36 protein-coding genes are annotated in these 23,892 nt (G+C 38.8%); 35 read left to right on the top strand and 1 reads right to left on the bottom strand.

Annotation, left to right across the window (positions count from 1 at the left end; genetic code table 11):
• The first annotated feature begins 7 nt into the window (after positions 1-7).
• On the top strand, positions 8-3,667 hold the full coding sequence (gene rpoC, locus JF73_RS06540; RefSeq protein WP_046327488.1) for a DNA-directed RNA polymerase subunit beta': 3,660 nt from the start codon (positions 8-10) through the stop codon (positions 3,665-3,667).
• A 189-nt stretch (positions 3,668-3,856) separates the two neighbouring features.
• Here the strand turns inward: rpoC and JF73_RS06535 are convergent, their stop codons facing one another.
• Positions 3,857-4,546, bottom strand: coding sequence for a prepilin peptidase (locus JF73_RS06535; protein ID WP_046327487.1), 690 nt, complete (start codon positions 4,544-4,546; stop codon positions 3,857-3,859).
• A gap of 176 nt (positions 4,547-4,722) precedes the next feature.
• On the opposite strand from JF73_RS06535, the gene rpsL reads away from it, so the two are divergent.
• From rpsL to JF73_RS06365, 34 genes are all read left to right on the top strand, one after another.
• Positions 4,723-5,130 carry a 30S ribosomal protein S12 gene (rpsL, locus tag JF73_RS06530; RefSeq protein WP_038523774.1) on the top strand — a complete coding sequence of 136 codons (408 nt, stop codon included), beginning with the start codon at positions 4,723-4,725 and terminating at the stop codon, positions 5,128-5,130.
• Positions 5,131-5,144: 14 nt separating this feature from the next.
• Positions 5,145-5,615, top strand: a complete 471-nt coding sequence (gene rpsG, locus JF73_RS06525; protein ID WP_038523771.1) for a 30S ribosomal protein S7 — start codon at positions 5,145-5,147, stop codon at positions 5,613-5,615.
• 22 nt (positions 5,616-5,637) lie between these two features.
• Positions 5,638-7,731: an elongation factor G gene (gene fusA, locus JF73_RS06520; RefSeq protein ID WP_038523769.1), complete on the top strand. Its 2,094-nt coding sequence runs from the start codon at positions 5,638-5,640 to the stop codon at positions 7,729-7,731.
• 406 nt (positions 7,732-8,137) lie between these two features.
• The gene (gene rpsJ / locus JF73_RS06515; protein WP_046327486.1) at positions 8,138-8,446 is read left to right on the top strand and encodes a 30S ribosomal protein S10; all 309 of its coding nucleotides are present in this window, start codon (positions 8,138-8,140) and stop codon (positions 8,444-8,446) included.
• Positions 8,447-8,472: 26 nt separating this feature from the next.
• The gene (gene rplC / locus JF73_RS06510) at positions 8,473-9,102 is read left to right on the top strand and encodes a 50S ribosomal protein L3 (protein WP_034980468.1); all 630 of its coding nucleotides are present in this window, start codon (positions 8,473-8,475) and stop codon (positions 9,100-9,102) included.
• Positions 9,103-9,116: 14 nt separating this feature from the next.
• Entirely contained in the window at positions 9,117-9,749 is a 633-nt protein-coding gene (gene rplD, locus JF73_RS06505; protein WP_046327485.1) for a 50S ribosomal protein L4, read from the top strand.
• Positions 9,746-10,057, top strand: a complete 312-nt coding sequence (gene rplW, locus JF73_RS06500; RefSeq protein WP_038523761.1) for a 50S ribosomal protein L23 — start codon at positions 9,746-9,748, stop codon at positions 10,055-10,057. Before rplD ends, rplW begins: the two co-directional genes overlap by 4 nt.
• Positions 10,058-10,072: 15 nt before the next feature.
• Positions 10,073-10,909 carry a 50S ribosomal protein L2 gene (gene rplB, locus JF73_RS06495; protein ID WP_038523758.1) on the top strand — a complete coding sequence of 279 codons (837 nt, stop codon included), beginning with the start codon at positions 10,073-10,075 and terminating at the stop codon, positions 10,907-10,909.
• 18 nt (positions 10,910-10,927) lie between these two features.
• Positions 10,928-11,209: a 30S ribosomal protein S19 gene (gene rpsS / locus JF73_RS06490; RefSeq protein ID WP_038523755.1), complete on the top strand. Its 282-nt coding sequence runs from the start codon at positions 10,928-10,930 to the stop codon at positions 11,207-11,209.
• A gap of 19 nt (positions 11,210-11,228) precedes the next feature.
• Entirely contained in the window at positions 11,229-11,582 is a 354-nt protein-coding gene (gene rplV / locus JF73_RS06485; RefSeq protein WP_038523752.1) for a 50S ribosomal protein L22, read from the top strand.
• A 13-nt stretch (positions 11,583-11,595) separates the two neighbouring features.
• On the top strand, positions 11,596-12,267 hold the full coding sequence (rpsC, locus tag JF73_RS06480) for a 30S ribosomal protein S3 (RefSeq protein WP_038523750.1): 672 nt from the start codon (positions 11,596-11,598) through the stop codon (positions 12,265-12,267).
• A complete protein-coding gene (rplP, locus tag JF73_RS06475; protein ID WP_038523747.1) occupies positions 12,267-12,707 on the top strand; it encodes a 50S ribosomal protein L16 in 441 nt (146 codons plus the stop codon). Before rpsC ends, rplP begins: the two co-directional genes overlap by 1 nt.
• Positions 12,697-12,894 (top strand): 50S ribosomal protein L29, encoded by a 198-nt coding sequence (rpmC, locus tag JF73_RS06470; protein ID WP_034980443.1) that lies wholly within the window; start codon positions 12,697-12,699, stop codon positions 12,892-12,894. The genes rplP and rpmC overlap by 11 nt, the downstream gene beginning before the upstream one ends.
• A gap of 18 nt (positions 12,895-12,912) precedes the next feature.
• The gene (gene rpsQ / locus JF73_RS06465) at positions 12,913-13,179 is read left to right on the top strand and encodes a 30S ribosomal protein S17 (RefSeq protein WP_038523743.1); all 267 of its coding nucleotides are present in this window, start codon (positions 12,913-12,915) and stop codon (positions 13,177-13,179) included.
• 32 nt (positions 13,180-13,211) lie between these two features.
• Positions 13,212-13,580, top strand: coding sequence for a 50S ribosomal protein L14 (gene rplN / locus JF73_RS06460; RefSeq protein ID WP_034980437.1), 369 nt, complete (start codon positions 13,212-13,214; stop codon positions 13,578-13,580).
• Positions 13,581-13,597: 17 nt separating this feature from the next.
• Positions 13,598-13,861 (top strand): 50S ribosomal protein L24, encoded by a 264-nt coding sequence (rplX, locus tag JF73_RS06455; RefSeq protein WP_038523740.1) that lies wholly within the window; start codon positions 13,598-13,600, stop codon positions 13,859-13,861.
• Positions 13,862-13,875: 14 nt separating this feature from the next.
• Positions 13,876-14,418 (top strand): 50S ribosomal protein L5, encoded by a 543-nt coding sequence (rplE, locus tag JF73_RS06450; protein WP_038523737.1) that lies wholly within the window; start codon positions 13,876-13,878, stop codon positions 14,416-14,418.
• A gap of 12 nt (positions 14,419-14,430) precedes the next feature.
• Positions 14,431-14,616: a type Z 30S ribosomal protein S14 gene (locus JF73_RS06445; protein ID WP_038523734.1), complete on the top strand. Its 186-nt coding sequence runs from the start codon at positions 14,431-14,433 to the stop codon at positions 14,614-14,616.
• A gap of 22 nt (positions 14,617-14,638) precedes the next feature.
• Positions 14,639-15,037, top strand: coding sequence for a 30S ribosomal protein S8 (rpsH, locus tag JF73_RS06440; protein WP_038523731.1), 399 nt, complete (start codon positions 14,639-14,641; stop codon positions 15,035-15,037).
• A 24-nt stretch (positions 15,038-15,061) separates the two neighbouring features.
• Complete coding sequence (gene rplF, locus JF73_RS06435) at positions 15,062-15,592, top strand: 50S ribosomal protein L6 (RefSeq protein ID WP_046327484.1); 531 nt, start codon at positions 15,062-15,064, stop codon at positions 15,590-15,592.
• Positions 15,593-15,614: 22 nt separating this feature from the next.
• Positions 15,615-15,974: a 50S ribosomal protein L18 gene (gene rplR / locus JF73_RS06430; protein ID WP_038523724.1), complete on the top strand. Its 360-nt coding sequence runs from the start codon at positions 15,615-15,617 to the stop codon at positions 15,972-15,974.
• A 16-nt stretch (positions 15,975-15,990) separates the two neighbouring features.
• Positions 15,991-16,497, top strand: coding sequence for a 30S ribosomal protein S5 (gene rpsE, locus JF73_RS06425; RefSeq protein WP_038523721.1), 507 nt, complete (start codon positions 15,991-15,993; stop codon positions 16,495-16,497).
• Positions 16,498-16,510: 13 nt separating this feature from the next.
• On the top strand, positions 16,511-16,696 hold the full coding sequence (rpmD, locus tag JF73_RS06420) for a 50S ribosomal protein L30 (protein ID WP_038523718.1): 186 nt from the start codon (positions 16,511-16,513) through the stop codon (positions 16,694-16,696).
• A 23-nt stretch (positions 16,697-16,719) separates the two neighbouring features.
• Positions 16,720-17,160 (top strand): 50S ribosomal protein L15, encoded by a 441-nt coding sequence (rplO, locus tag JF73_RS06415; protein WP_038523715.1) that lies wholly within the window; start codon positions 16,720-16,722, stop codon positions 17,158-17,160.
• Positions 17,160-18,455 (top strand): preprotein translocase subunit SecY, encoded by a 1,296-nt coding sequence (gene secY / locus JF73_RS06410; RefSeq protein WP_038523712.1) that lies wholly within the window; start codon positions 17,160-17,162, stop codon positions 18,453-18,455. The genes rplO and secY overlap by 1 nt, the downstream gene beginning before the upstream one ends.
• Before the next feature lie 10 nt (positions 18,456-18,465).
• Entirely contained in the window at positions 18,466-19,122 is a 657-nt protein-coding gene (locus tag JF73_RS06405) for an adenylate kinase (RefSeq protein ID WP_046327483.1), read from the top strand.
• A gap of 65 nt (positions 19,123-19,187) precedes the next feature.
• The gene (gene infA, locus JF73_RS06400; RefSeq protein ID WP_034980408.1) at positions 19,188-19,409 is read left to right on the top strand and encodes a translation initiation factor IF-1; all 222 of its coding nucleotides are present in this window, start codon (positions 19,188-19,190) and stop codon (positions 19,407-19,409) included.
• Between the two features lie 14 nt (positions 19,410-19,423).
• Positions 19,424-19,540, top strand: a complete 117-nt coding sequence (rpmJ, locus tag JF73_RS06395; RefSeq protein ID WP_003647815.1) for a 50S ribosomal protein L36 — start codon at positions 19,424-19,426, stop codon at positions 19,538-19,540.
• 21 nt (positions 19,541-19,561) lie between these two features.
• Positions 19,562-19,912 carry a 30S ribosomal protein S13 gene (rpsM, locus tag JF73_RS06390; RefSeq protein WP_034980405.1) on the top strand — a complete coding sequence of 117 codons (351 nt, stop codon included), beginning with the start codon at positions 19,562-19,564 and terminating at the stop codon, positions 19,910-19,912.
• 19 nt (positions 19,913-19,931) lie between these two features.
• Positions 19,932-20,315, top strand: coding sequence for a 30S ribosomal protein S11 (rpsK, locus tag JF73_RS06385; protein ID WP_038523704.1), 384 nt, complete (start codon positions 19,932-19,934; stop codon positions 20,313-20,315).
• A 45-nt stretch (positions 20,316-20,360) separates the two neighbouring features.
• On the top strand, positions 20,361-21,299 hold the full coding sequence (locus JF73_RS06380; RefSeq protein WP_038523702.1) for a DNA-directed RNA polymerase subunit alpha: 939 nt from the start codon (positions 20,361-20,363) through the stop codon (positions 21,297-21,299).
• Positions 21,300-21,324: 25 nt separating this feature from the next.
• Positions 21,325-21,708 carry a 50S ribosomal protein L17 gene (gene rplQ / locus JF73_RS06375; protein ID WP_038523699.1) on the top strand — a complete coding sequence of 128 codons (384 nt, stop codon included), beginning with the start codon at positions 21,325-21,327 and terminating at the stop codon, positions 21,706-21,708.
• A 507-nt stretch (positions 21,709-22,215) separates the two neighbouring features.
• Positions 22,216-23,067, top strand: a complete 852-nt coding sequence (locus JF73_RS06370) for an energy-coupling factor ABC transporter ATP-binding protein (RefSeq protein WP_038523696.1) — start codon at positions 22,216-22,218, stop codon at positions 23,065-23,067.
• Entirely contained in the window at positions 23,043-23,888 is an 846-nt protein-coding gene (locus JF73_RS06365) for an energy-coupling factor transporter ATPase (RefSeq protein WP_046327481.1), read from the top strand. The genes JF73_RS06370 and JF73_RS06365 overlap by 25 nt, the downstream gene beginning before the upstream one ends.
• The last annotated feature ends 4 nt before the right edge of the window (positions 23,889-23,892 follow it).

The raw sequence follows: 23,892 nt of genomic DNA, 5'->3' as shown, positions 1-23,892 counted from the left end.
TAAACTTTTGATCGACGTAAATAAATTTGAAAGCATGCAGATTGGCCTTGCATCTCCGAACAAAATTCGCAGCTGGTCATACGGTGAAGTTAAAAAGCCTGAGACTATTAATTACCGTACGTTAAAGCCGGAAAAAGATGGTCTGTTTGATGAACGCATTTTTGGGCCAACAAAGGACTGGTCATGTGCATGTGGTAAATACAAAGGTGTGAGATACCGCGGCATTGTTTGTGACCGCTGTGGTGTTGAAGTTACCTCCTCTAAAGTCAGAAGAGAACGCATGGGTCATATTGAGTTGGCTGCGCCAGTTACTCACATTTGGTACTTCAAAGGAATTCCTTCAAGAATGGGACTCATTTTAGATATTTCTCCCAGACTCCTTGAAGAAGTTATCTACTTTGCTGCGTACATCGTAATTGATCCTGGCGATACTGACCTCGAGTTTAAACAGCTTTTAACCGAAGCTGAATATCGTGAACAAAAGGCAAAATACGGCAATCGTTTTATTGCTAAAATGGGTGCCGAAGCAATTCGCGATTTACTGCAAAAAGTAGATTTAAATAAAGAAGTTGCCAGTTTAAAGAAAGAATTGGAAACTGCTACTGGTCAAAAACGGACACGTGCAATAAGAAGACTCGACATTTTAGATGCATTTAAGGATTCTGGCAACAAGCCAGAATGGATGGTTATTGATGCAGTACCTGTTATTCCACCAGACTTGCGCCCAATGGTTCAACTTGAAGGTGGACGGTTTGCGACCTCTGACCTCAACGATTTATACAGAAGAGTCATTAACCGTAACAATCGTTTAAAGAGACTGTTAGATTTAAATGCACCAAATATCATTGTGCAAAACGAAAAACGAATGCTGCAAGAAGCAGTTGATGCGCTAATTGATAACGGTCGTCGCGGTCGTTCAGTTGTGGGCCCGGGCAACAGACCACTTAAATCACTTTCACACATGCTTAAGGGTAAGCAAGGTCGTTTCCGTCAAAACTTACTAGGTAAGCGTGTTGATTACTCAGGTCGTTCTGTTATCGATGTTTCACCAAAATTGAAATTTTATCAATGTGGTGTGCCCAGACCAATGGCTTTAGAGTTATTTAAACCATTTGTAATGCACGAATTGGTTCAGCGTAAGATCGCTACTAATATTAAGAGTGCCAAGCGTAAGATTGATCGTGAAGATGATGATGTCTGGGATGTACTAGAAGATGTGATCAAGGAAAGAACGGTATTATTAAACCGTGCTCCTACATTGCACCGTTTGAGTATTCAGGCTTTTGAGCCGGTCTTAGTACCTGGAAAATCAATTCGTTTGCACCCACTTGCTTGTGAAGCCTACAATGCCGACTTCGATGGTGACCAGATGGCTATTCACGTGCCGCTTTCCGACGAAGCTGTTGCAGAATCACGTATGTTAATGCTGGCAGCTCATCATATTCTTGCTCCTAAGGACGGTAAACCTATTGTTACTCCTTCTCAGGATATAGTTTTGGGTAACTACTGGTTGACCCAAGCTGAAAAGGGTCGTGAAGGTGAAGGTATGATTTTCAATTCACCGGACGAAGCTACTGTAGCTTATACCAATGGTGATATTCACTATCACACTATCATTGGGATGTCTGCCGATTCAATGCCAAAGAAAGCATGGCCTAAGGGTTATGAGCATGGTATTTTCATCACAACGTATGGACGTATTATTTTTAACCAAATCTTCCCTGAAGATTACTTCTACGTTAACGAGCCTACAGAAGAAAATTTGAATAATCCACTTGCTGCTAAGTATTTCTTGGAACCAGGAGAGGATATTCATGAAAAGATTGACACCGTAGCTGGTGATCTAATTTCAACTCCGTTTAAGAAGTCATTCTTATCTGATTCTATTGCTACTATTTACAAGTATTACAAAGTTCAGAGAACTTCTGAGTACCTTGATGATTTGAAGACCTTGGGCTACACCAGCTCAACAACTTCAGGAATTACTATTGGTATGACTGATGTTCCTGAAATTCAGGATAAAGATGAAAAGGTAGCAAAAGCGCACAAGCAGGTTGACGTTGTTTCTAAGCAATTTAGACGAGGACTGATCACTGAGCAAGAGCGTCATGACAGAGTAATTAGTATTTGGAATGATTGTAAGGATCAGGTACAAAACGAAATTGCCCAGATTTATGATCCACGTAATCCTATTACCATCATGGCCGACTCTGGTGCCCGTGGTAACATTTCTAACTTTACCCAACTTGCAGGTATGCGTGGCTTAATGGCGACTCCAAACGGTGGATTGTTCGAAATCCCAGTTACTTCCAACTTCAAGGAAGGATTATCTGTACTGGAATTATTCATGTCCACTCACGGTGCTCGTAAGGGAATGACTGATACTGCTTTGAAGACGGCTCAATCTGGCTACTTAACCCGTCGTTTGGTTGACGTTGCCCAAGACGTTATTATCCGTGATGATGATTGTGGTACCGACCGTGGTATTGACGTTCATGCAATCATGGAAGGTGACGAATTAATTGAGCCACTTTATGACCGTCTATTAGGTCGCTTTACAGCAGAAACAGTTAAGGATCCAAAGACCGGTGAAGCTATTGTTGGCCGTAACGTTATGATGGACGAGAATTTGGCACACCAAATTTGTGATGCTGGTGTAACTAATGTCAAGATAAGATCTATTTTAACTTGTGATACGCCACACGGTGTTTGCCGTAAATGTTATGGTATGAACTTAGCTACTGGTGAGGAAGTTGAAGTTGGTGAAGCAGTTGGTACAGTTGCTGCTCAATCAATTGGTGAGCCTGGTACCCAGCTTACTTTACGTACTTTCCACAACGGTGGTGTTGCCGGCGCTGAAGATATCACACAAGGTCTTCCTCGTGTGCAAGAATTATTTGAAGCACGTAATCCTAAAGGTCGTGCAGTAATTTCAGAAGTCGACGGAGTGATTGATTCAATTCAAGAAAACCCTGCAGAACATACTCGTGAAATTACTGTTAAAGGTAGAATTGATACCAGAAGTTATAGCGTACCTTATACAGCATCTGTAGCAGTAGCTGAAGGTGATGAGGTCAGTCGTGGTGACAAATTGACTCTGGGTTCAATTGATCCTAAGGAGTTAATCCAAGTTACTGATACTTTAACTACTGAAGAATATATTCTAGTAGAAGTTCAAAAAGCTTATAGAATGCAAGGTGTTGATATTTCTGATAAGCACGTCGAGGTTCTAACCAGACAGATGCTGCAGAAAGTCCGCGTCCTTGATCCTGGTGAAACTGATCTTTTACCAGGTGAAATTATGGATATTGGTCAATTTAAAGACCGCAATACATCTGTAATTATTTCTGGTGGTATTCCTGCAACTGCGCAAAGCGTAATTTTGGGTATCACTAAGGCAGCCCTTGAAACTAATAGTTTCTTGTCTGCTGCTTCCTTCCAAGAAACTACTCGTGTTCTGACAGATGCTTCTATTAGAGGCAAGAATGATCCGCTACTTGGATTAAAGGAAAATGTTATTATTGGTAAGATTATTCCAGCTGGTACAGGTCTTCCGATTTATCGTGATATGGAACCTGAGTCAGATGTAAAGAAACCTAAATCTGTTTATTCAATTGCTGATATTGAAAAAAAGATGAAGGAAGCTGACCAAGCTAAGGAATCATAAAATAATTTAAATAAAAACTGTCCTGTTAGTATTTTACTTAACAGGGCAGTTTTTTTATCTAATTTTTCCAAAAAAGCTGAAGTCATCCAGTAGACTGATATTACCTAAAAAAGAAAATTAAGTAACTGACTTTAAGCTTTTTATAAAAAAACTGCTGGCTTGCCAGTGATAATAGTATGCGCGTATTTTTTAGCTGCTTAGTAATTGAATCGTCAATCCCAAAAAGATAAACGGGACAAAAGCAATTGGCTCGCTTTCTTCTACCTGAATTGAAATAAACTTAATTAGTATTAATATTGAAGCTAATAAAAGTGTAAAATTGGCAAATTCAGGTTGGAAATAAAAAGAGAGAATTAGGTAGATTAGTAAATCGCCGCTACCCAGTTTTTGCCGATATATTTCATAGATAAAGAGAATTAAAATGGGCAATAATTGAAAATAGTCAACAATAGTGTATTGCGGCACGGTTTTACTACCTTGAAGTAAAGCCAAGATCAATGCGGGCAGAATTAGTATCACGTCAAATGCCTGCTTTTGATAATCGCTAATAGCAGCTAACAGTAGACAAAAAATTACAACCGCTGTCAGAATATTGTTCTTATCGGCGAAGTTGATAGTACAATAGGCGCTGCCACCGATAAATTCAATTACCCAGTATTCAATTGGAATTGCAGAATGACAATAGCGACAGCGCCCTTTTAAAAATAAATAGGAAATTAATGGAATTTCATCAAGCAAGCATAACTCACAGCCGCAATAGTTACATTTAGAGCGTGAAAAGATAAAATCCTCTTTGCCAAGACGGTCTACAACAACACACGCATGTGAAGCTAAACAAGTTCCTATTAAAAAACTACAGATATTAAAAAGCCAGTCCATTTTTGCCTCCTATATACAAGTACGCAAGATGGGTCTTTTTTCTTGAGAAAAATGATTTGCAATTTTTTGATAAACGAGTACAATAGTCATTGTGTATTTTGAAGAATTCTCTAGGAGTTAAAAAAGAAACTCCTGGGTGTGTGAACAAAATAATCATTTTTTAGGAGGAAAATTTAATGCCAACCATTAACCAATTGGTAAGAAAAGGCCGTCATTCAAAGACGACAAAATCAAAATCACCAGCTTTAAGCTACGGTTACAATAGTATGAAAAAGGAGCTTATAGCAAATCCTGCTCCTCAAATGCGTGGAGTAGCAACTCGTGTGGGCACTATGACACCAAAGAAACCAAACTCAGCTTTACGTAAGTATGCTCGTGTACGTCTTTCAAACTTAATTGAAGTTACTGCATACATCCCAGGCGAAGGCCACAACTTGCAGGAACACTCCGTTGTCTTAATCCGTGGTGGTCGTGTTAAGGACCTTCCTGGTGTTCGTTACCATATTATTCGTGGTGCTCTTGATACTGCCGGTGTTGACGGCAGAAAGCAAGGTCGCTCTAAGTACGGTGCCAAGAAAGATTAAGGAGGAGTTAAATAATGCCTAGAAAAGGACATGTAGCTAAAAGAGATATTTTAGCAGATCCAGTATACAATTCAAAGCTTGTAACTAAGTTAATCAACCACTTGATGATTGATGGTAAAAGAGCTAAGGCATCTTCAATCCTTTATGATGCTTTTGACATTGTTAAAGAAAAGACTGGCAAGGAGCCACTTGATGTTTTTGAAGAAGCAATGAACAACATTATGCCAGTTTTGGAAGTTAGAGCACGCCGTATTGGTGGTTCAAACTACCAAATTCCAGTTGAGGTTCGCCCAGAAAGAAAAACCACTTTAGGGTTAAGATGGTTAGTTTCATACGCTCGTTTACGTAATGAACATACTATGGATGAACGCTTAGCTAATGAAATTATTGATGCCTCAAACAACACTGGTTCAGCAGTTAAGAAGCGTGAAGATGTTCACCGTATGGCTGAAGCCAACCGTGCATTTGCACATTATCGTTTCTAATTTTTAAGGAGAGGAAAAATCTATGGCTAATAAGCGTGAATTTCCATTAGAAAAAACACGTAATATTGGTATTATGGCCCACATTGATGCGGGTAAAACTACCACAACAGAGCGTATTCTTTATTACACTGGAAAAATCCATAAAATTGGTGAAACCCATGAGGGTGACTCACAAATGGATTGGATGGATGAAGAAAAAGAACGTGGTATCACCATTACTTCTGCAGCTACTACTGCACAATGGCATGACTACAGAATAAACATTATTGATACCCCAGGACACGTTGACTTCACTATTGAAGTTGAACGTTCACTTCGTGTACTTGATGGGGCTGTAACTGTTCTTGATGCTCAAGCTGGTGTTGAGCCTCAAACTGAAAACGTTTGGCGCCAAGCTGAAACTTACGGTGTTCCTCGAATTGTTTTTGTAAACAAGATGGACAAGATTGGTGCGGATTTTGACAAATCTGTTACTTCTTTGCATGAACGTTTAAACGCCAACGCTTTGGCTGTCCAAATGCCAATCGGCTCTGCCGAAAGCTTTGAAGGAGTTATTGACTTACTCAATATGGTAGCCGATGTTTATGATGAAGATAAACTTGGCTCTAAATGGGATACTATTCCAGTTCCAGACGAATACAAAGAAGAAGCTGAAAAGCGTCGAGCTGAATTAATTGAACAAGTAGCTGATGTTGATGATGACATCATGGAAAAATACCTTAACGGTGATGAAATTTCCGTTGATGAATTAAAGGCTGCTATTCGTAAAGCTACACTGGAATTGAAGGTTTTCCCAGTATTTGCCGGTTCAGCATTCAAGAACAAGGGTGTACAAATGATGCTTGATGGTGTTGTTGACTACTTGCCATCACCATTAGATGTTAAGCCTTATGTTGCTCATGATCCAAAGACTGGCGAAGAAGTTGAATTAGTAGCAGGGGATGACAAACCATTCTCAGCTTTAGCATTTAAGATTGCTACTGACCCATTTGTTGGTCGTTTGACTTATATTCGTGTTTATACTGGTTCCCTAGAATCAGGTTCATACGTTTTGAACGCTTCCAAGAACAGCCGTGAACGTGTTGGTCGTTTGTTGCAAATGCATGCTAACTCCAGAAGTGAGATTCCTGAAGTCTTTTCTGGTGATATTGCGGGTGCTATTGGTTTGAAGAACACCACAACTGGTGATTCATTGACTGATCCTGATCACGCCTTAATTTTGGAAAGTTTGGAAGTTCCAGATCCAGTTATTCAAGTTTCAATTGAGCCAGAATCAAAAGCTGACCGTGACAAACTTGATGTTGCTTTGCAAAAATTGACTGAAGAGGACCCAACTTTTAGAGCAGAAACAAACGCTGAAACCGGTCAAACTTTGATTTCCGGAATGGGTGAATTACACCTGCAAATAATGGTTGAACGTATGAAGCGTGAGTTCCACGTTGAAGCTAAAATTGGTGAACCGCAAGTTGCTTACCGTGAAACCTTCACTAAGCCTGCTAAAGCACAAGGTAAATTCGTGCGTCAATCAGGTGGTAAAGGTCAATATGGTGACGTTTGGATTGAATTTACACCAAATGAAAGAGGAAAAGGTTACGAATTTGAAGATGCCATTGTTGGTGGTGTCGTACCTCGTGAATTTATCCCTGCTGTAGATGCTGGTTTGCAAGAGTCAATGAAGAACGGTATTCTTGCCGGTTACCCATTGATCGATGTTAAAGCTAAGCTTTATGATGGTAGTTACCACGAAGTCGACTCATCTGAAGCTGCCTTCAAAGTTGCTGCATCATTAGCATTGAGAAATGCTGCTCCTAAGGCTGGTGCTGTTATTCTTGAGCCTATTATGAAAGTTCAGGTAATTACGCCTGAAGAATATTTAGGTGACGTTATGGGTTCAATTACTGCACGTCGTGGTACTATGGACAACATGCAGGATCGTTCAGGTGCTAAAGTATTGAATTCAATGGTTCCACTTGCTGAAATGTTTGGTTATGCTACAACCTTGCGTTCTTCAACTCAAGGTCGTGGTACATTCACAATGGTCTTTGATCACTACTCACCAACACCTAAATCTATTCAAGAAGATATTATTAAAAAACGCGGCGGTAACGCTGACTAATTAGAAAAAGAGCTATTGGCAAGTCCAATAGCTCTTTTTTATATGTTTATTAGGCAATAAATTTGTTTTTTACTTATGCTCAGGAATAGGCAAATAACTTGCTAAGATTTATTTGAGGTAGTATTTTAAACAGCGCTAATAATTTAGCAGTCAAATTTTATGTAAAAACAATACTAATTTTTGCATTATATTAAGAAATTTTATCCTATAATCCTTGATATTTCAGCTTAAAACAGGTATACTATTTTTTGTGCGTCTAGGGCATATTCTGCCCTAAAACGCATTTTGTTGTAAAGCATTGATGCAAAAGGTTGCGGCACACCAGGCTGCATTGCCACAGAGGTAGTGCCGGGAATTTTTGCGGAAGCTAGTCATCTTTTAAAGAAGACGTTGAGGAGGTAATTTAATGGCAAGTCAATCAATTCGTATTAGACTTAAGTCTTACGAACATGGTATTCTCGATGAATCAGCTGCTAAGATCGTAGCTACAGCTAAGAGGACTGGAGCCGAAATTTCAGGTCCAGTTCCATTGCCAACAGAAAGGGTATTGTTCACTGTTTTGCGTTCACCACATAAGAACAAGGATTCACGTGAACAATTCGAAATGCGCACACATAAGCGTTTAATCGATATTTTAAACCCAACACCTAAAACTGTTGACTCTTTAATGAAGCTTGATTTACCAAGCGGTGTTGACATCGAAATTAAACTTTAATTTTTAAAAAAGAAAGAGGTGTAATCATGACCAAAGGAATCTTAGGAAGAAAAGTTGGTATGACTCAAATCTTCACTAAAGATGGTATCCTTGTGCCCGTAACAGTTGTTGAAGCAACTCCTAACGTTGTTATGCAAGTTAAGACTGTTGAATCAGACGGTTACGAAGCAGTTCAATTAGGATATCAAGATAAGCGTGAAGTTTTGAGCAACAAACCGGAAAAAGGTCATGCTGCAAAAGCAAAGACTTCGCCTAAGCGCTTCATACGTGAAATCCGCGGAGTTGAGCTTAAGGACTACGAAGTCGGCTCAGAAGTTACTGTGGACACATTTAAGGAAGGTGACGTTGTTGACGTCACTGGTACTACAAGAGGTCATGGATACCAAGGTAACATCAAACGTTGGGGCCAATCACGTGGACCAGAAACTCATGGTTCAAGATACCACAGAATTCCTGGCTCAATGGGTTCCATCATTAACCGTGTACCTAAAGGCAAGCGCTTGCCAGGTCACATGGGAATGAAGAAAGTTACCATTGAAAACTTAGTAATTGAAAAAGTTGTAGCAGATAAGAATGTATTATTAATTAAGGGTAACGTACCTGGTGCTAAGAATTCATTGCTTACTGTTAGATCTGCTGTTAAGAATAATAAATAGGAAGGAGGACTAGAATGGCTAATTTTAAAGTTATTGATCAAAAAGGCAAAGATGCTGGTGAAGTTACTTTAAATGATGAAGTATTTGGTATTAAACCAAATGAGAGCGTTGTTTTCGACGCAATTATCAGACAAAGAGCTGGCAAGCGTCAAGGAACCTCAAAGGTTAAGAATAGATCCGCTGTTCGTGGTGGTGGTAAAAAGCCTTGGAAGCAAAAGGGTACAGGTCGTGCTCGTCAAGGTTCTATCCGTTCACCACAATGGCGTGGCGGTGGTGTAGTCTTCGGACCAACTCCTCGCTCATACGCTTACTCAATGCCGAGAAAGCAACGGCGCTTGGCTATCAAGTCAGTTCTTTCCCAAAAATTGCTTGATGAAGATTTGATTGTTTTAGACCAGTTAACAATGTCTGCTCCTAAAACAAAAGAATTCAAGTCATTATTGGACAGCTTAAAGATTGAAGGTAAGGTTCTGGTTGTTTCTGAAGACAAGAACGTACAGCTTTCAGCTAAAAACTTGCCAAACGTTAAAGTGATTACTGCTAATGGCTTGAACGTTGAAGATGTTGTCGATTATGACAAGTTAGTTTTGACTAAAGAAGCTATTGAAAAGATTGAAAAGAATGTTGAGGGGGCTTCGACGAAATGAGTGCACATGATATCATTTTAAGACCTGTCATTACTGAAAAGTCAACGAACTTAATGGATGATAAGAAGTACACTTTCAACGTGCTTTTAACTGCAACCAAGACTCAAGTTCGTGACGCCGTTGAAGAAATTTTTGATGTTAAGGTTAAGAAAGTTAATATCATGAATGTTCGTGGTAAGGACAAGCGTGTTGGCCGTTATACTGGTAAAACAGCTCGTACTCGTAAGGCAATTGTCACTTTAACTGAAGATTCAAACGACATCAAAATTTTCAAAGACGATAACGAAAATAAAGAAGAAAATAAGTAATAGGAGGTCAGTCAATTGGCTATTAAAATTTATAAGCCAACCACAAATGGTCGCCGTAATATGACTACTTCTGACTTTGCGGAAATTACTAAGAGCAAGCCAGAACGTACATTACTTGAGTCACAATCACATACAGCAGGTCGTAACTCTTATGGTCATATTACCAGTAGACACCGTGGTGGTGGACATAAGCAAAAATACCGTATCATCGATTTCAAGCGTAACAAAGACAACGCAAAGGCTGTTGTTAAGGCTATCGAGTACGATCCAAATAGAACTGCTAATATTGCACTTCTTCATTATACTGATGGTATCAAAACTTATATTTTGGCACCAAAGGGCTTGAATGTTGGTGATGTAGTTGAATCTGGTGCAAATGCTGATATTAAGCCAGGTAATGCCTTACCATTAAAGAATATCCCAACTGGTACTTCAATTCACAACATTGAATTAAGACCAGGAAAAGGTGGTCAGCTCGTAAGAAGTGCTGGAGCCAGTGCTCAAGTTTTAGGTAGCGACGGTAAGTACACTTTAGTTAAATTACAAAGTGGTGAAGTTCGTAAGATTTTATCAGTTTGTCGTGCAACTATCGGTGTTGTGGGTAATGAACAACATTCATTAATCCAATTAGGTAAAGCCGGCCGCAGCCGCTGGTTAGGCAGACGCCCACAATCTCGTGGTTCCGTAATGAACCCTAACGATCACCCACATGGTGGTGGTGAAGGTAAGGCTCCAGTAGGTCGTCCACAACCAATGACTCCATGGGGTAAGAAAGCTCGCGGTATTAAGACTAGAAATAGTAAGAGAGCCAGCGAGAAGTTAATTGTACGTCACCGTAAAGGCAGCAAATAGTAAAAGGAGGGTAAATTAATGAGCCGTAGTATTAAAAAAGGGCCTTTTGCTGATGCATCTTTGTTAAAGAAGGTTGATGCACAGGCTGATACAGATAAAAAGCAGGTTATTAAGACTTGGTCACGTCGTTCAACTATTTTTCCTTCCTTTGTTGGTTTGACTATAGCTGTTTACGATGGTAGAAAGCATGTTCCAGTTTATATTACCGAGGACATGGTTGGTCATAAGTTAGGTGAATTTGTTCCAACGAGAACTTTCCGTGGACACAAGACATCTGACGATAAGGCTACTTCAAAATAAAGAAAGGAGAAACACTTAAATGGCAGAACAAATTAGTTCAGCTAGGGCAGAAGCAAGAACAGTTCGCATTGCTCCCAGAAAAGCACGTTTGGTCGTTGATTTGATTCGTGGCAAAGACGTAGCTGAAGCATTGGCAATCTTGCAATTTACGCCTAGAGCTGCTTCCCCAATCGTTGAAAAAGTTTTACGCTCAGCAATTGCAAATGCAGAACACAATTACGATCTTGAAAGTGCCAATCTTTACGTATCAGAAGCATATGTAAACGAAGGAGCTACTTTGAAGAGATTTAGACCACGTGCCAAAGGTATGGCTTCTCCTATTAACAAGAGAACTAGTCACGTAGTTGTAGTAGTGTCAGAAAAGAACGATTAAGGGAGGTATATTAATGGGTCAGAAAATTAACCCAAATGGTTTTCGTCTCGGCGTGATTCGTGACTGGGAATCAAAATGGTATGCTGACAGAGGATACAAAGAAACCTTAAATGAAGATCTGCGCATCAGAAAATTCATCGATAAGAAATTGAAGAATGCCTCTGTTTCTACTGTTGAAATTGAACGTGCAGCCAATAGAATCAACGTATCAATCAATACTTCTAAACCAGGTATGGTAATTGGTAAAGGTGGTTCTGAAGTTGAAGCATTAAGAAAAGAATTAAATGCTTTGACTAAGAAGCAAGTACACGTTAATATTGTTGAAATCAAAAAGCCAGATCTTGATGCTAAATTAGTAGCCGAAAGTATTGCAAGTCAACTTGAAGCCCGTATTGCTTTTAGACGTGCTACTCGTCAAGCTACTCAAAGAACAATGCGTGCCGGTGCTAAAGGAATCAGAGTGCAAACTTCTGGTCGTTTAAACGGTGCTGACATGGCAAGAAGAGAGTGGCACACAGAAGGTCGTGTACCGCTACAAACTTTAAGAGCTGACATTGATTATGCTTGGGTAAATGCCTTCACCACTTACGGTGAAATTGGTGTTCAAGTATGGATTAACCGGGGTGAAATCTTACCTTCTAAAAGTAAGAAGCCCGAAAAAGCTGCGAAGGGAGGAAACAAATAATGCCTCTAGTACCAAAAAGGGTAAAGCACCGTCGTGAATTTCGTGGTAAAATGCGTGGCGCTGCTAAGGGTGGTAGAACCATTGCTTTTGGTGAATATGGTTTACAAGCCTTAGAGTCCCACTGGATTACTACTCAACAAATTGAAGCTGCTCGTGTTGCGATGACTCGTTACATGAAGCGTGGTGGTAAAGTTTGGATTAGAATTTTCCCTCAAAAGTCATACACTGCTAAAGGTGTTGGTGTACGTATGGGTTCTGGTAAAGGTGCACCTGCAGGCTGGGTAGCTGTAGTCAAGAGAGAAAAGATTATGTTTGAAATCGGTGGCGTTAATGAAGCTACAGCACGTGAAGCTTTAAGATTAGCTGCAACTAAGTTACCGATTAAATGTAAGTTTGTGACTAAAAGTTCGGAAGTAGGTGGCAATTCTAATGAAGGCTAAAGATATCAGAGCATTAACCACTGATCAAATGTTAGACAAGGAAAAGCAATACAAAGAAGAGCTTTTCAACTTGCGCTTTCAACAAGCAACGGGTCAATTAGAAAATACCGCTCGCCTAGGTAAAGTCCGCAAAAATATTGCTAGAATTAAAACAATTCTCAGCGAAAAAGCATTGGAAAAAGATTAGTGGAAGGGAGTTATTAACTTGAGCGAATCAATCGAAAGAAATCATCGTCATGTATATCAAGGCCAAGTAATTTCTGATAAGAACGACAAAACTATCACTGTAGTTGTTGATACTTATAAGAATCACCCTGTTTACAAGAAGCGTATTAGATATTCAAAGAAATACTACGCACAAGATGAAAAAAATGAAGCTAAAGTTGGCGATACTGTTCGTATCATGGAAACTCGTCCATTATCTCGTACAAAACGCTTTCGTTTAGTTGAAATTGTCAAAAAATCTGTTTAATACTGCGGATTTAGTGAGGGGAGGATTATATAGTGATTCAAAATGAATCCCGTTTGAAGGTTGCTGATAACTCAGGTGCCAGAGAACTTTTAGTTATTAGAGTCTTAGGTGGATCAAGACGTAAGACTGGTAACATTGGTGATATTGTGGTTGCAACTGTCAAACAAGCAACACCAGGTGGCGTTGTCAAAAAAGGTGACGTTGTCAAAGCAGTTATTGTTAGAACAAAATCAGGCGCACGTCGTGAAGATGGTTCATACATCAAGTTTGATGAAAATGCTGGTGTAGTTATTAATGCAGATAAGAGCCCACGTGGTACTCGTATCTTTGGGCCTGTTGCACGTGAGCTACGTGAGCACGACTTTATGAAAATCGTCTCTCTTGCTCCTGAAGTCTTATAATTAAGTGAGGTGCACTGATGTTTGTTAAAACTGGTGACAAAGTAAAAGTTATTGCCGGAAAAGACAAAGGTAAAGAAGGTACTGTTCTTTCTGTTAATGTTAAGAAAAACCGTGTGGTTGTAAAGGGCGTTAATAAGATTAAGAAACACCAAAAGCCTTCACAGACTAATGCAAATGGTGGTGTAGTTGAGTCAGAGGGTTCAATTCACGCATCAAATGTTAAAGTAATTGCTAAGTCTGAAAGCAAAGCAAAAGATAAAAAAGAAGAAACTAAGAAGTAGGAGGGAGGACACATATGGCAAATTATTTAGCTCAAGAATATAAAGAAAAAATTGTTCCTGCGTTGCAAGAAAAATTTGGCTACAGCTCAGTTATGCAAGTACCAAAAATCGAAAAAATAGTATTGAACATGGGTGTCGGTGATGCCGTTTCTAATGCTAAGAACTTGGATGAAGCTGTTGAAGAATTGACTTTAATTTCAGGTCAAAAGCCTTTGGTAACTAAAGCCAAAAAGTCAATTGCCAATTTCCGCTTACGTGAAGGCATGTCTATCGGTGCTAAGGTAACACTTAGAGGAGATAGAATGTACGATTTCTTATATAAGTTAATCAGTGTTTCACTTCCTCGTGTTCGCGACTTCCGCGGTGTTTCAAGCCGTTCATTTGATGGTCGTGGTAACTACACTTTAGGTATTAAGGAACAATTGATTTTCCCAGAAATTGACTTTGATAAGGTTAATAGGACTAGGGGTTTAGATGTTGTTATCGTTACTACTGCCAACACAGATGAAGAAGCACGTGAGCTTCTAGGTCAGTTTGGTATGCCGTTTGCAAAATAATGGAGGACATTAATGGCTAAGACATCACAAAAAATTAGAAATCATCGTCCTGCTAAATTTTCTTCACGTGAATACAGTCGTTGCGAGAGATGTGGTCGTCCACGCTCTGTATACCGCAAGTTTGGCTTATGTCGTATTTGCTTGAAGGATTTAGCTCACAAGGGTCAAATCCCAGGCCTTAAAAAGGCTAGTTGGTAATACGGATAGGAGGATAGCATAAATGGTCATGACAGATCCGATTGCAGATTATTTGACTAGGATTAGAAACGCCAACATGGCAAAACATAATTCTGTTGAAATTCCTGCATCAAATATTAAAAAATCTATTTCAGAAATTTTGAAACGTGAAGGCTTCATCCGTGATTACGAAGTTACTGATGATAACAAGCAAGGCATGATTAAGATCTTTTTGAAATACGGTCCTGACGGAGAACGTGTCATTTCAGGCTTAAAGAGAATTTCTAAGCCAGGTCTTAGAAATTACGTTAGTGCTGAAAACTTACCTAAGGTATTAAATGGTTTAGGTATTGCCATCGTTTCTACTTCTGCCGGTGTGATTACCGATAAAGAAGCAAGACAAAAAGACGTTGGTGGCGAAGTTATTGCCTATGTATGGTAATTCTGACAGAAAGGAGAACAATCAATGAGCCGTATCGGTTTAAAAACAATTGAAGTCCCAGATAGTGTCACTGTTACCAAGACGGGTGACAACATCACTGTTAAAGGACCTAAAGGTGAATTAACTAGATACTTCGATCCAAAAATTACTTTTAAACAAGAAGATGGCAAGATTAACTTTTCACGTTCAAGTGAAAATGATAAAGCACTTCACGGAACTGAAAGAGCTAACTTAGCTTCAATGGTCGAAGGCGTTGTTAATGGTTATAAAAAGACTTTAAAGTTAATTGGTGTTGGTTACCGTGCAACAGCACAAGGTAACAAATTGACTTTGAATGTTGGCTATTCTCACCCAGTTGTAATGACTGCACCAGAAGGTGTTTCAGTTAAAGCTACTTCAGCTACAGATATTGAAGTAGAAGGAATTTCAAAGCAAAATGTTGGTCAATTTGCTGCTGAAATTCGCGATGTACGTCCACCTGAGCCATATAAGGGTAAAGGTATTCGTTATACTGATGAATACGTACGTCGTAAGGAAGGTAAGACAGGTAAATAGTAAAAATTTTTGAGGTGAAATTGTGATTTCAAAACCAGATAAGAACAAATTGCGCTTAAAGCGTCATAAACGTATTCGTAGCAAAATTTCTGGTACTGCTGAGCGCCCACGCTTAAGCGTTTTCCGTTCAAACAAAAACATCTACGCTCAATTAATTGATGACGTAGCGGGTGTAACGCTAGCAAGTGCCTCAACTTTAGATGATAATGTATCAAAAGATCAAACTAAAGTAGAACAAGCTCAAGCTGTTGGCAAGGCAATTGCTGAAGCAGCAAAAGCTAAGAGCATTACAAATGTTGTTTTTGATAGAAGTGGTTACCTATACCACGGCCGTATTTCAGCATTGGCAGATGCCGCTCGTGAAAACGGATTAGATTTCTAGGAAAGGAGAATAATACATGGCAAACCGCAACGATTCTCGTAATAATCGCAGAAATAAGGACGATATTGAAGATCAGTTAGTCGCAATTAATCGTGTTACTAAGGTTGTCAAGGGTGGACAAAGAATGAGATTTGCTGCCTTGGTAATTGTTGGTGACAAAAAAGGTCGTGTAGGCTTTGGTACTGGTAAAGCTCAAGAAGTTCCAGAAGCAATCCGTAAGGCTGTTGAAGCTGGTAAAAAGAACATGATCAAGGTTCCTAAGGTTGGTACTACCATTCCTCATGAGGTAATTGGTCACTATGGTTCAGGTAACATTTTAATTAAGCCTGCCCCAGCTGGTTCAGGTGTTGCTGCAGGTGGTGCCGTTCGTATCGTTATGGATATGGCTGGTATTGCTGATGTTACTTCTAAGTCACTTGGCTCAAACACTCCTATCAATGTTGTTCGTGCAACAATTGATGGATTAAAGAAGCTTAGAACAAGTGAAGATATTGAAAAGCTTCGTCACGCTGAATTGGATTAGGGAGACTGGAAAAATGACTGAATTAAAAGTTACTTTAATTAGAAGTGCTGCACACCGTCTACCTAACCAAAGAAAAGTTGTGAAAGCTCTAGGCTTAGGTAGAATTAATAGTACAACAACTCTACCAGACAATGCTGCTACTCGTGGTGCATTAATGAAAATTGCCCACTTGATTTCAGTTGAAGAGATAAATAAATAGTTAATTGAGGAGGTGCCAAATTAATGAAGCTTCATGAATTACATGCTGCTGAAGGTTCACGCAATGCTAGAAAACGTGTTGGTCGTGGTACTTCAAGTGGTTTTGGAAAAACTTCTGGCCGTGGACAAAAGGGACAATTGTCACGTCAAGGCGGTCATACCCGTTTAGGTTTTGAAGGTGGTCAGATGCCATTATTCAGAACTATGCCTAAACGTGGTTTTAAGAACATTAACCGCAAAGAGTATGCAATCATTAACTTAGACGACTTAAACAAGTTTGAGAATAACAGCGATGTTACTGTTGCTAGTCTCAAAGAAAAAGGTTTGGTAAAGAAAGAATTATCAGGCGTTAAATTGCTTGCAAAAGGTGAGTTAAAAGTTAAGTTAAACGTAAAGATTAACAAAGTTTCCGCCGCTGCGAAGAAAGCAGTTGAAGATGCAGGCGGATCTGTTGAGGTGATCTAATGTTTTCGACCTTGAAGAACGCCTTTAAGGATAAAGAAATTAGAAATAAAATTTATTTCACTCTCTTTATTCTTTTGATATACCGAATTGGAGCTAATATTACTGTTCCAGGTGTCAACGCAAAAGCGATTACTCAAGTTGCACAAACCGGTCTAGTGCCAATGCTGGATACTGTGTCTGGTGGTGGACTAGATAATTATTCAATTTTCTCTTTGGGTGTTTCACCTTACATTACTGCGCAAATTGTTATTCAACTTTTGCAGATGGACATTGTTCCAACATTAGTAGAGTGGGGCAAACAAGGTGAAGTAGGACGTCGTAAGACTAATAACGTAACTCGTTGGCTTGCCTTATTTGTGGCATTCATTCAGAGTATCGGAATTACGCTTGGCTTCAATGCTTTAACGCAAATGGGCTTAGTTAAGTCTCAAACCTGGCAGTCTTATTGTGAAATTGCAATAATTATGACTGCTGGAACGATGCTTCTAACTTGGCTTGGTGATGAAATTACTGATAAGGGACTAGGTAATGGTGTATCAGTAATTATTTTTGCTGGTATTATTGCACGTCTTCCTCGTGGCCTCTGGCAGCTATATAAGGACAGCGTAATCAATAATAATGCTAGTGATCGTTGGCAAGGGATTTTGTTCTTCATCGCGATTATCATTGCAATACTCATCGTAACCCAGTTAGTTACCTGGGTAGAACAGGCAGATCGCCGAATTCCAATACAATATACAAGAAGAGCAACAATAAGTGGCTCCGAAAGCTTTTTGCCGTTAAAAGTTAATGTTTCTGGTGTTATTCCAGTTATTTTTGCTAGTTCATTTATCATTACACCAGCGACTATTTTAATGGCCTTTCAAAGATCTCAAGGTGACCAGCAATGGTACAAGGTAATGACTAATATCTTTAGTATGCAAACTACACCTGGAGTCATAATTTATACTGTTTTAATCATTTTGTTTACGTTCTTTTATGCTTTTGTTCAAGTTAATCCTGAGAAGCTGTCAAAGAATTTACAAAAACAAGGTGCTTATATTCCAAGTGTTTGGCCGGGTAAAGATACACAAGACTATGTATCTAAAGTATTGATAAGATTATCAACTGTTGGATCCGTATTTTTAGGTCTTGTTGCGTTATTGCCACAGTTAGCTACTAATTTTTGGGATTTGCCAAGTTCGATTGGTTTAGGCGGTACTAGCCTTCTGATTGTAATTGGGGTTGTCTTAGAATTATCTCGTCAAATTAACGGATTGTTAATGAAGAGAGAATACGTTGGATTCATCAGATAGGAACAGATAAATGATTAATATATTTCTTTTAGGCTTGCCAGGTGCTGGCAAGGGAACAGTATCAGAACAGATCGTAGATAAATATCATCTAACTCATATTTCAACTGGGGATATGTTTAGAGATGCAATGGCTAATGAGACTAAAGTTGGTCTTGAAGCTAAAAGCTACATTGATAAGGGTGATCTGGTACCGGATGAAGTTACAGCTAAGTTGGTTGAGGAACGTTTGGGCCAACCTGATATTAAAGAAGGTTACATTTTAGACGGTTTTCCGCGGACACTAGTTCAAGCGGAGCTGCTAGAAGGTATTACCGAACGTTTGAATAAGCCCTTAACAAATGTCATCTCACTTGAAGTTAAAGAAGAAACTTTAGTAAAACGCTTGTCAGCGCGCTTTATGTGCAGAAAATGTGGGGCCACTTACAATAAGATTACCAAGATGCCTAAAGTTAAGGATACTTGTGATCGTTGTGGTGGTCACGACTTCTATCAACGTGAGGATGACAAGCCTGAAGTAGTTAAAAATCGTTTAGAAGTTAACGAAAAAATGAATGCACCGCTGAAAGACTATTATCAAAAGAAGAGTTTACTAACTGTAGTTGATGGTGAACGAACTCCTGAAGAAGTCTTCAAGAGTGTTGATGCGGTTTTAAGTAAAAAGCAATAATTTGTATATTTACTTTTCCGTGTTATAATTTCAAAGTATGACTGTTTAAATGCGGAGGAACGGCTTTGGCAAAAGATGATGTCATTGAAGTAAAAGGTAAGGTAGTTGATACCCTGCCTAATGCTATGTTTAAAGTTGAATTGGAAAATGGAGCTGTGATTTTAGCACATGTTTCCGGTAAGATTAGGATGCACTATATTCGAATTTTGCCTGGAGACCGTGTTACTGTGGAACTTTCTCCTTATGATTTAACTAAAGGTAGAATAACTTATCGGTTTATAAAGTAATAACGGAGGGAAACATGAAGGTTAGACCATCTGTTAAACCAATGTGTGAACATTGTAAAATTATTAAAAGACATGGTCGTGTAATGGTTATTTGTTCTGCAAATCCAAAGCACAAGCAACGTCAAGGTTAAAATAAATAGGAGGTGCAATTTATGGCACGTATTGCTGGTGTTGACTTACCAAGAGATAAAAGAATAGTTGTTGCATTAACCTATATTTATGGTATTGGTGAACCAACAGCACAAAAGATTTGTGCGGATGCAGGTGTTTCTGAAGACATACGTTCAAAAGATTTGACTCCAGATGACCAAGAAAAGCTCCGTGCGGAAGTAGACAAGTACCGTGTTGAAGGTGACTTACGTAGAGAAGTCAGCATGAACATTAAACGGTTAATTGATATTGGTTCTTACCGTGGTATTCGTCACCGTCGCGGACTTCCAGTTCGTGGTCAAAATACCAAGAATAATGCCCGTACTCGTAAGGGTAGTAAGAAAAATAAATAAAATTTAAGGAGGTTTATTGATGCCTAAAACAGCACGTAAACGCCGTGTGAAGAAGCATGTTGAAAAAGGCGTTGCTCATATTCATTCTACGTTTAACAATACTTTAGTCATGATTACTGACGTTCAAGGCAATGCAATTGCTTGGTCTTCAGCCGGTGCATTAGGCTTTAAAGGTAGTCGTAAGTCTACACCATTTGCAGCGCAAATGGCAGCTGAGGCAGCAGCTAAGAGTGCAATGGATCAAGGTATGAAACATATTGAAGTTTCTGTCAAGGGTCCTGGTGCTGGCCGTGAATCTGCTATTAGATCGCTTCAAGCGACTGGGCTTGAAATCACAGCTATTCGTGATGTTACCCCAGTTCCTCACAATGGTTCTAGACCACCAAAACGTCGTCGTGTTTAATTTTGTTCTTAATGAAGGACATTGCGTTTTGAAAGGGGCCTAGTAATGATTGAATTTGAAAAACCAAATATTACCGTTGTGGACCAAGAGAAGTCATATGGTAAATTTGTTATTGAACCACTTGAACGAGGCTTTGGTACTACTTTAGGTAACTCATTACGTAGAGTTTTACTGACATCTATCCCAGGTACAGGACTTGTTTACGTTCAAATAGATGATGTCTTACACGAATTCTCAACCGTTCCAGGCGTAAGAGAAGATGTCGCTAAGATAATCCTGAACCTTAAGAAACTTGAATTAAAGTCTTTTTCAGATGAACAAAAAATTATTGAAATAGACGTTGAGGGTCCGGCTACTGTAACCGCTGATGATCTTAAAGCTGACGCAGATATTCAAATCCTGAATCCTGACCAATATATTTGTACTATTGCTGAAGGTGGACACTTGCACATGCAAATTGCCGTTAAAAATGGTCGCGGCTATGTTGCAGCAAGTGACAATAAGAGCGAAGATATGCCAATTGGTGTCATTCCTGTTGATTCTTTATTTTCACCAATAGATAAAGTAAATTACCAAGTTGAATCTACTCGTGTTGGTAAAAGAGACGATTTTGATAAGCTCACTTTAGAGATTTGGACAGATGGTTCAATCAAGCCTAACGATGCCCTTAGTTTCGCAGCTAAAATTTTAGTTGCACACTTTAAAGTGTTTGAAACTGCTGATGCAAATACTAAGTTCAATGATGTGATGGTTGAAAAAGAGGATGACACAGCTGAAAAGAAGCTCGAAATGACAATTGAAGAGCTTGATCTTTCTGTTCGTTCTTATAACTGTCTTAAACGTGCTGGCATTAATACTCTGCAGGAATTAACTGATAAGACAGAAGCAGATATGATGCGTGTACGCAATTTAGGACGTAAATCATTGGAAGAAGTTAAAAACAAATTAGCTGACTTGGGATTATCACTTCGTCAAGAAGATTAATTAAAACAATAAAGGAGGTAAACTGATGGCATACCGTAAATTGGGTCGCGATAGCGCACATAGAAAAGCAATGCTCAGAGAAATGACTACTCAATTAATCATGAAGGAACGCATTACTACAACTGAAGCTCGTGCTAAAGAAGTTCGTAAAACCGCCGAAAAGATGATTACTTTAGGCAAACGCGGTGATTTAGCTGCTAGAAGACAAGCTGCTGCTTTTGTACGTGATGAAGTTGCAGATATTCATGAAGAAAAAGATGCAGTTGTTGTAAAATCTGCATTACAAAAGCTTTTTAGCGACGTTGCACCTCGTTATAAAGACCGTAATGGTGGTTACACCAGAATTATGAAGCTTGCTACCGCCCGTAAAGGTGATGGAGCTCCAATGGTTATTTTAGAATTAGTTTAATTCAAATAATCAAACTTAATAGCTATTAAGAATTATCCGTGAGAGTGAGAATAAGCGTTAAGATGATGACGAAAGTTTAGTCTAGCTTAGATAATGTCGATTATCCCTCCTCATGGGTGATTTTTTTTGCTTTGAGAACTTTTTATCTGTTTGGACAAAAATCTGATTTTTAAAGTATATAAATACCTAATTTTTAGATCTGGCATGAATTATTATGATACGCAAAATTTTCAGATAATAGTAAAATTGGTACTATCTATGTTGAAAAGACAAATAACGAACAAATTAGTTACTGTTATTGCGGCAGATAATGTTGCAGAATATAATTCATAAAACGTTTTTTAAATTTTTTGGAAATTGACTAGCAACTAAACGTAAAATAGCTTATCAGTTCTTGATAGAGACATTTTGATATGCTAAATTAAACGGCATAACGTTAACGATCGGTGTTCAGAATTTTTGAAATTTTTGGTACAATTGAGTCAGACTTTTTAGGATGGTGAGAAAATGGCAACTGATAGCATTATTAAAATTAAAAATGTGAGCTTTTCATATCCAGAGTCTGATAAGCCTGCTATCGACAACATTAGTTTTGAAGTAGAGCGGGGTTCATGGACTTCAATTATCGGTCATAATGGTAGTGGAAAATCTACAATAATTCGCCTAATTAATGGCTTATTGGTACCAGATGAAAAAGAAAATTCATTAATTGAAGTAGACGGCATTAAACTGAATGACGATACAGTTTGGGATATACGTGATAAAGTTGGAGTTGTGTTTCAAAACCCAGATAATCAATTTGTAGGAGCCACAGTTGCTGATGATGTAGCATTTGGACTTGAAAACCGTGGTGTGCCCCATGAGCAAATGGTTAAAACTGTTGCTGAAGCTATCAAAGCAGTGGGTATGAGCGAATATGCCAATTCTGAACCAGCCAATCTATCTGGCGGGCAGAAGCAAAGAGTCGCAATTGCCGGAATTCTTGCTATTAGGCCCAAAATAATTGTATTAGATGAAGCAACTTCAATGCTTGATCCTGAAGGTAGAGATAAAATATTAAAAATTGTGCGGCAAATGAAGGACGAGTATAATTTAACCGTTATTTCTATTACTCACGATATTGATGAGGCTAATATGGCTGACCAGGTTTTGGTAATGAATGATGGTAAGTTGATAACAGAGGGAAGTACAAAAACCGTTTTTAGTCAAGTTGAACTTCTTAAAAAGTTAGGACTGGATGTGCCATTTTTTGAGCAAATAAAAGCTAAGTTGCTAAATGATTCTATGAAAATTCCTGCTAGTGTAGATTCAGAAAAAGAGTTGATTAATTTCCTATGCCAATTAAATTCGAAAATGTAAGTTATACCTATTCTCCTGACACACCTCTTGCTAAAAAAGGTTTAGATAAAGTAAATTTTGAACTAAAAGATGGCACTTTTAATGCAATTATCGGTCATACTGGTAGTGGGAAATCAACTTTGATGCAACATTTTAATGCTCTCCTTAAACCAACAAATGGTCAAATTGAGATAGCGGGAATGACTATTACTGCTGATACTCCTAATAAAAATCTCAAAAATTTAAGGCGGCACGTAAGCTTAGTTTTTCAGTTTCCCGAAATGCAATTGTTTGAAAACACAGTACTGGAAGATATTGCCTTTGGTCCTAAAAATTTTGGTTATGATAAAGAAAAGGCTCTGACCAGTGCTAAGTATTGGTTGAAAAAAGTTGGTTTACCCGAGGAAATAGGTGGCAGGTCACCGTTTGAACTCTCCGGCGGTCAAATGAGACGTGTAGCAATTGCTGGTGTTATGGCCTATGAGCCAGATATTTTGTGTTTAGATGAACCGGCAGCTGGGCTTGATCCACTTGCTCGTAAACAAATGATGGCCCTTTTTTCCGAATATCAAAAGGAAGGTCACACTGTAATATTAGTTACACATAATATGGACGATGTAGCTGATTATGCTGACAATGTTCTAGTAATGGAACACGGCAAGTTGATTAAAGAAGACAGTCCAAAAGAAATTTTCAAAGATCGCAAGTGGTTGCAAGAGCATCATTTAGAAGAACCAAAGTCTTCTTTGTTTGCTGCTAAACTAACCAATTTCAAATTTAAAAAGTTACCACTAACTATTGATGAATTAATTACCGGAATTGAAAAAAACTTGAAGAGGTGAGTAT

Origin of the sequence: Lactobacillus helsingborgensis (assembly GCF_000970855.1) — a bacterium.
Taxonomy (GTDB): domain Bacteria; phylum Bacillota; class Bacilli; order Lactobacillales; family Lactobacillaceae; genus Lactobacillus; species Lactobacillus helsingborgensis.
Note: the sequence above shows the minus strand (reverse complement) of the source record. Positions and strands in the feature narration are given on the sequence as shown.

Bases quoted from the DNA above. Each gene is read 5' to 3' on its own strand.
- JF73_RS06535 (WP_046327487.1), bottom strand. From the start codon at position 4,546: ATGGACTGGCTTTTTAATATCTGTAGTTTTTTAATAGGAACTTGTTTA.
- rpsL (WP_038523774.1), top strand. From the start codon at position 4,723: ATGCCAACCATTAACCAATTGGTAAGAAAAGGCCGTCATTCAAAGACG.
- rpsG (WP_038523771.1), top strand. From the start codon at position 5,145: ATGCCTAGAAAAGGACATGTAGCTAAAAGAGATATTTTAGCAGATCCA.
- fusA (WP_038523769.1), top strand. From the start codon at position 5,638: ATGGCTAATAAGCGTGAATTTCCATTAGAAAAAACACGTAATATTGGT.
- rpsJ (WP_046327486.1), top strand. From the start codon at position 8,138: ATGGCAAGTCAATCAATTCGTATTAGACTTAAGTCTTACGAACATGGT.
- rplC (WP_034980468.1), top strand. From the start codon at position 8,473: ATGACCAAAGGAATCTTAGGAAGAAAAGTTGGTATGACTCAAATCTTC.
- rplD (WP_046327485.1), top strand. From the start codon at position 9,117: ATGGCTAATTTTAAAGTTATTGATCAAAAAGGCAAAGATGCTGGTGAA.
- rplW (WP_038523761.1), top strand. From the start codon at position 9,746: ATGAGTGCACATGATATCATTTTAAGACCTGTCATTACTGAAAAGTCA.
- rpsS (WP_038523755.1), top strand. From the start codon at position 10,928: ATGAGCCGTAGTATTAAAAAAGGGCCTTTTGCTGATGCATCTTTGTTA.
- rplV (WP_038523752.1), top strand. From the start codon at position 11,229: ATGGCAGAACAAATTAGTTCAGCTAGGGCAGAAGCAAGAACAGTTCGC.
- rpsC (WP_038523750.1), top strand. From the start codon at position 11,596: ATGGGTCAGAAAATTAACCCAAATGGTTTTCGTCTCGGCGTGATTCGT.
- rplP (WP_038523747.1), top strand. From the start codon at position 12,267: ATGCCTCTAGTACCAAAAAGGGTAAAGCACCGTCGTGAATTTCGTGGT.
- rpmC (WP_034980443.1), top strand. From the start codon at position 12,697: ATGAAGGCTAAAGATATCAGAGCATTAACCACTGATCAAATGTTAGAC.
- rplX (WP_038523740.1), top strand. From the start codon at position 13,598: ATGTTTGTTAAAACTGGTGACAAAGTAAAAGTTATTGCCGGAAAAGAC.
- rplE (WP_038523737.1), top strand. From the start codon at position 13,876: ATGGCAAATTATTTAGCTCAAGAATATAAAGAAAAAATTGTTCCTGCG.
- JF73_RS06445 (WP_038523734.1), top strand. From the start codon at position 14,431: ATGGCTAAGACATCACAAAAAATTAGAAATCATCGTCCTGCTAAATTT.
- rpsH (WP_038523731.1), top strand. From the start codon at position 14,639: ATGGTCATGACAGATCCGATTGCAGATTATTTGACTAGGATTAGAAAC.
- rplF (WP_046327484.1), top strand. From the start codon at position 15,062: ATGAGCCGTATCGGTTTAAAAACAATTGAAGTCCCAGATAGTGTCACT.
- rpsE (WP_038523721.1), top strand. From the start codon at position 15,991: ATGGCAAACCGCAACGATTCTCGTAATAATCGCAGAAATAAGGACGAT.
- rpmD (WP_038523718.1), top strand. From the start codon at position 16,511: ATGACTGAATTAAAAGTTACTTTAATTAGAAGTGCTGCACACCGTCTA.
- rplO (WP_038523715.1), top strand. From the start codon at position 16,720: ATGAAGCTTCATGAATTACATGCTGCTGAAGGTTCACGCAATGCTAGA.
- secY (WP_038523712.1), top strand. From the start codon at position 17,160: ATGTTTTCGACCTTGAAGAACGCCTTTAAGGATAAAGAAATTAGAAAT.
- JF73_RS06405 (WP_046327483.1), top strand. From the start codon at position 18,466: ATGATTAATATATTTCTTTTAGGCTTGCCAGGTGCTGGCAAGGGAACA.
- rpmJ (WP_003647815.1), top strand. From the start codon at position 19,424: ATGAAGGTTAGACCATCTGTTAAACCAATGTGTGAACATTGTAAAATT.
- rpsM (WP_034980405.1), top strand. From the start codon at position 19,562: ATGGCACGTATTGCTGGTGTTGACTTACCAAGAGATAAAAGAATAGTT.
- rpsK (WP_038523704.1), top strand. From the start codon at position 19,932: ATGCCTAAAACAGCACGTAAACGCCGTGTGAAGAAGCATGTTGAAAAA.
- JF73_RS06380 (WP_038523702.1), top strand. From the start codon at position 20,361: ATGATTGAATTTGAAAAACCAAATATTACCGTTGTGGACCAAGAGAAG.
- rplQ (WP_038523699.1), top strand. From the start codon at position 21,325: ATGGCATACCGTAAATTGGGTCGCGATAGCGCACATAGAAAAGCAATG.
- JF73_RS06370 (WP_038523696.1), top strand. From the start codon at position 22,216: ATGGCAACTGATAGCATTATTAAAATTAAAAATGTGAGCTTTTCATAT.
- JF73_RS06365 (WP_046327481.1), top strand. From the start codon at position 23,043: ATGCCAATTAAATTCGAAAATGTAAGTTATACCTATTCTCCTGACACA.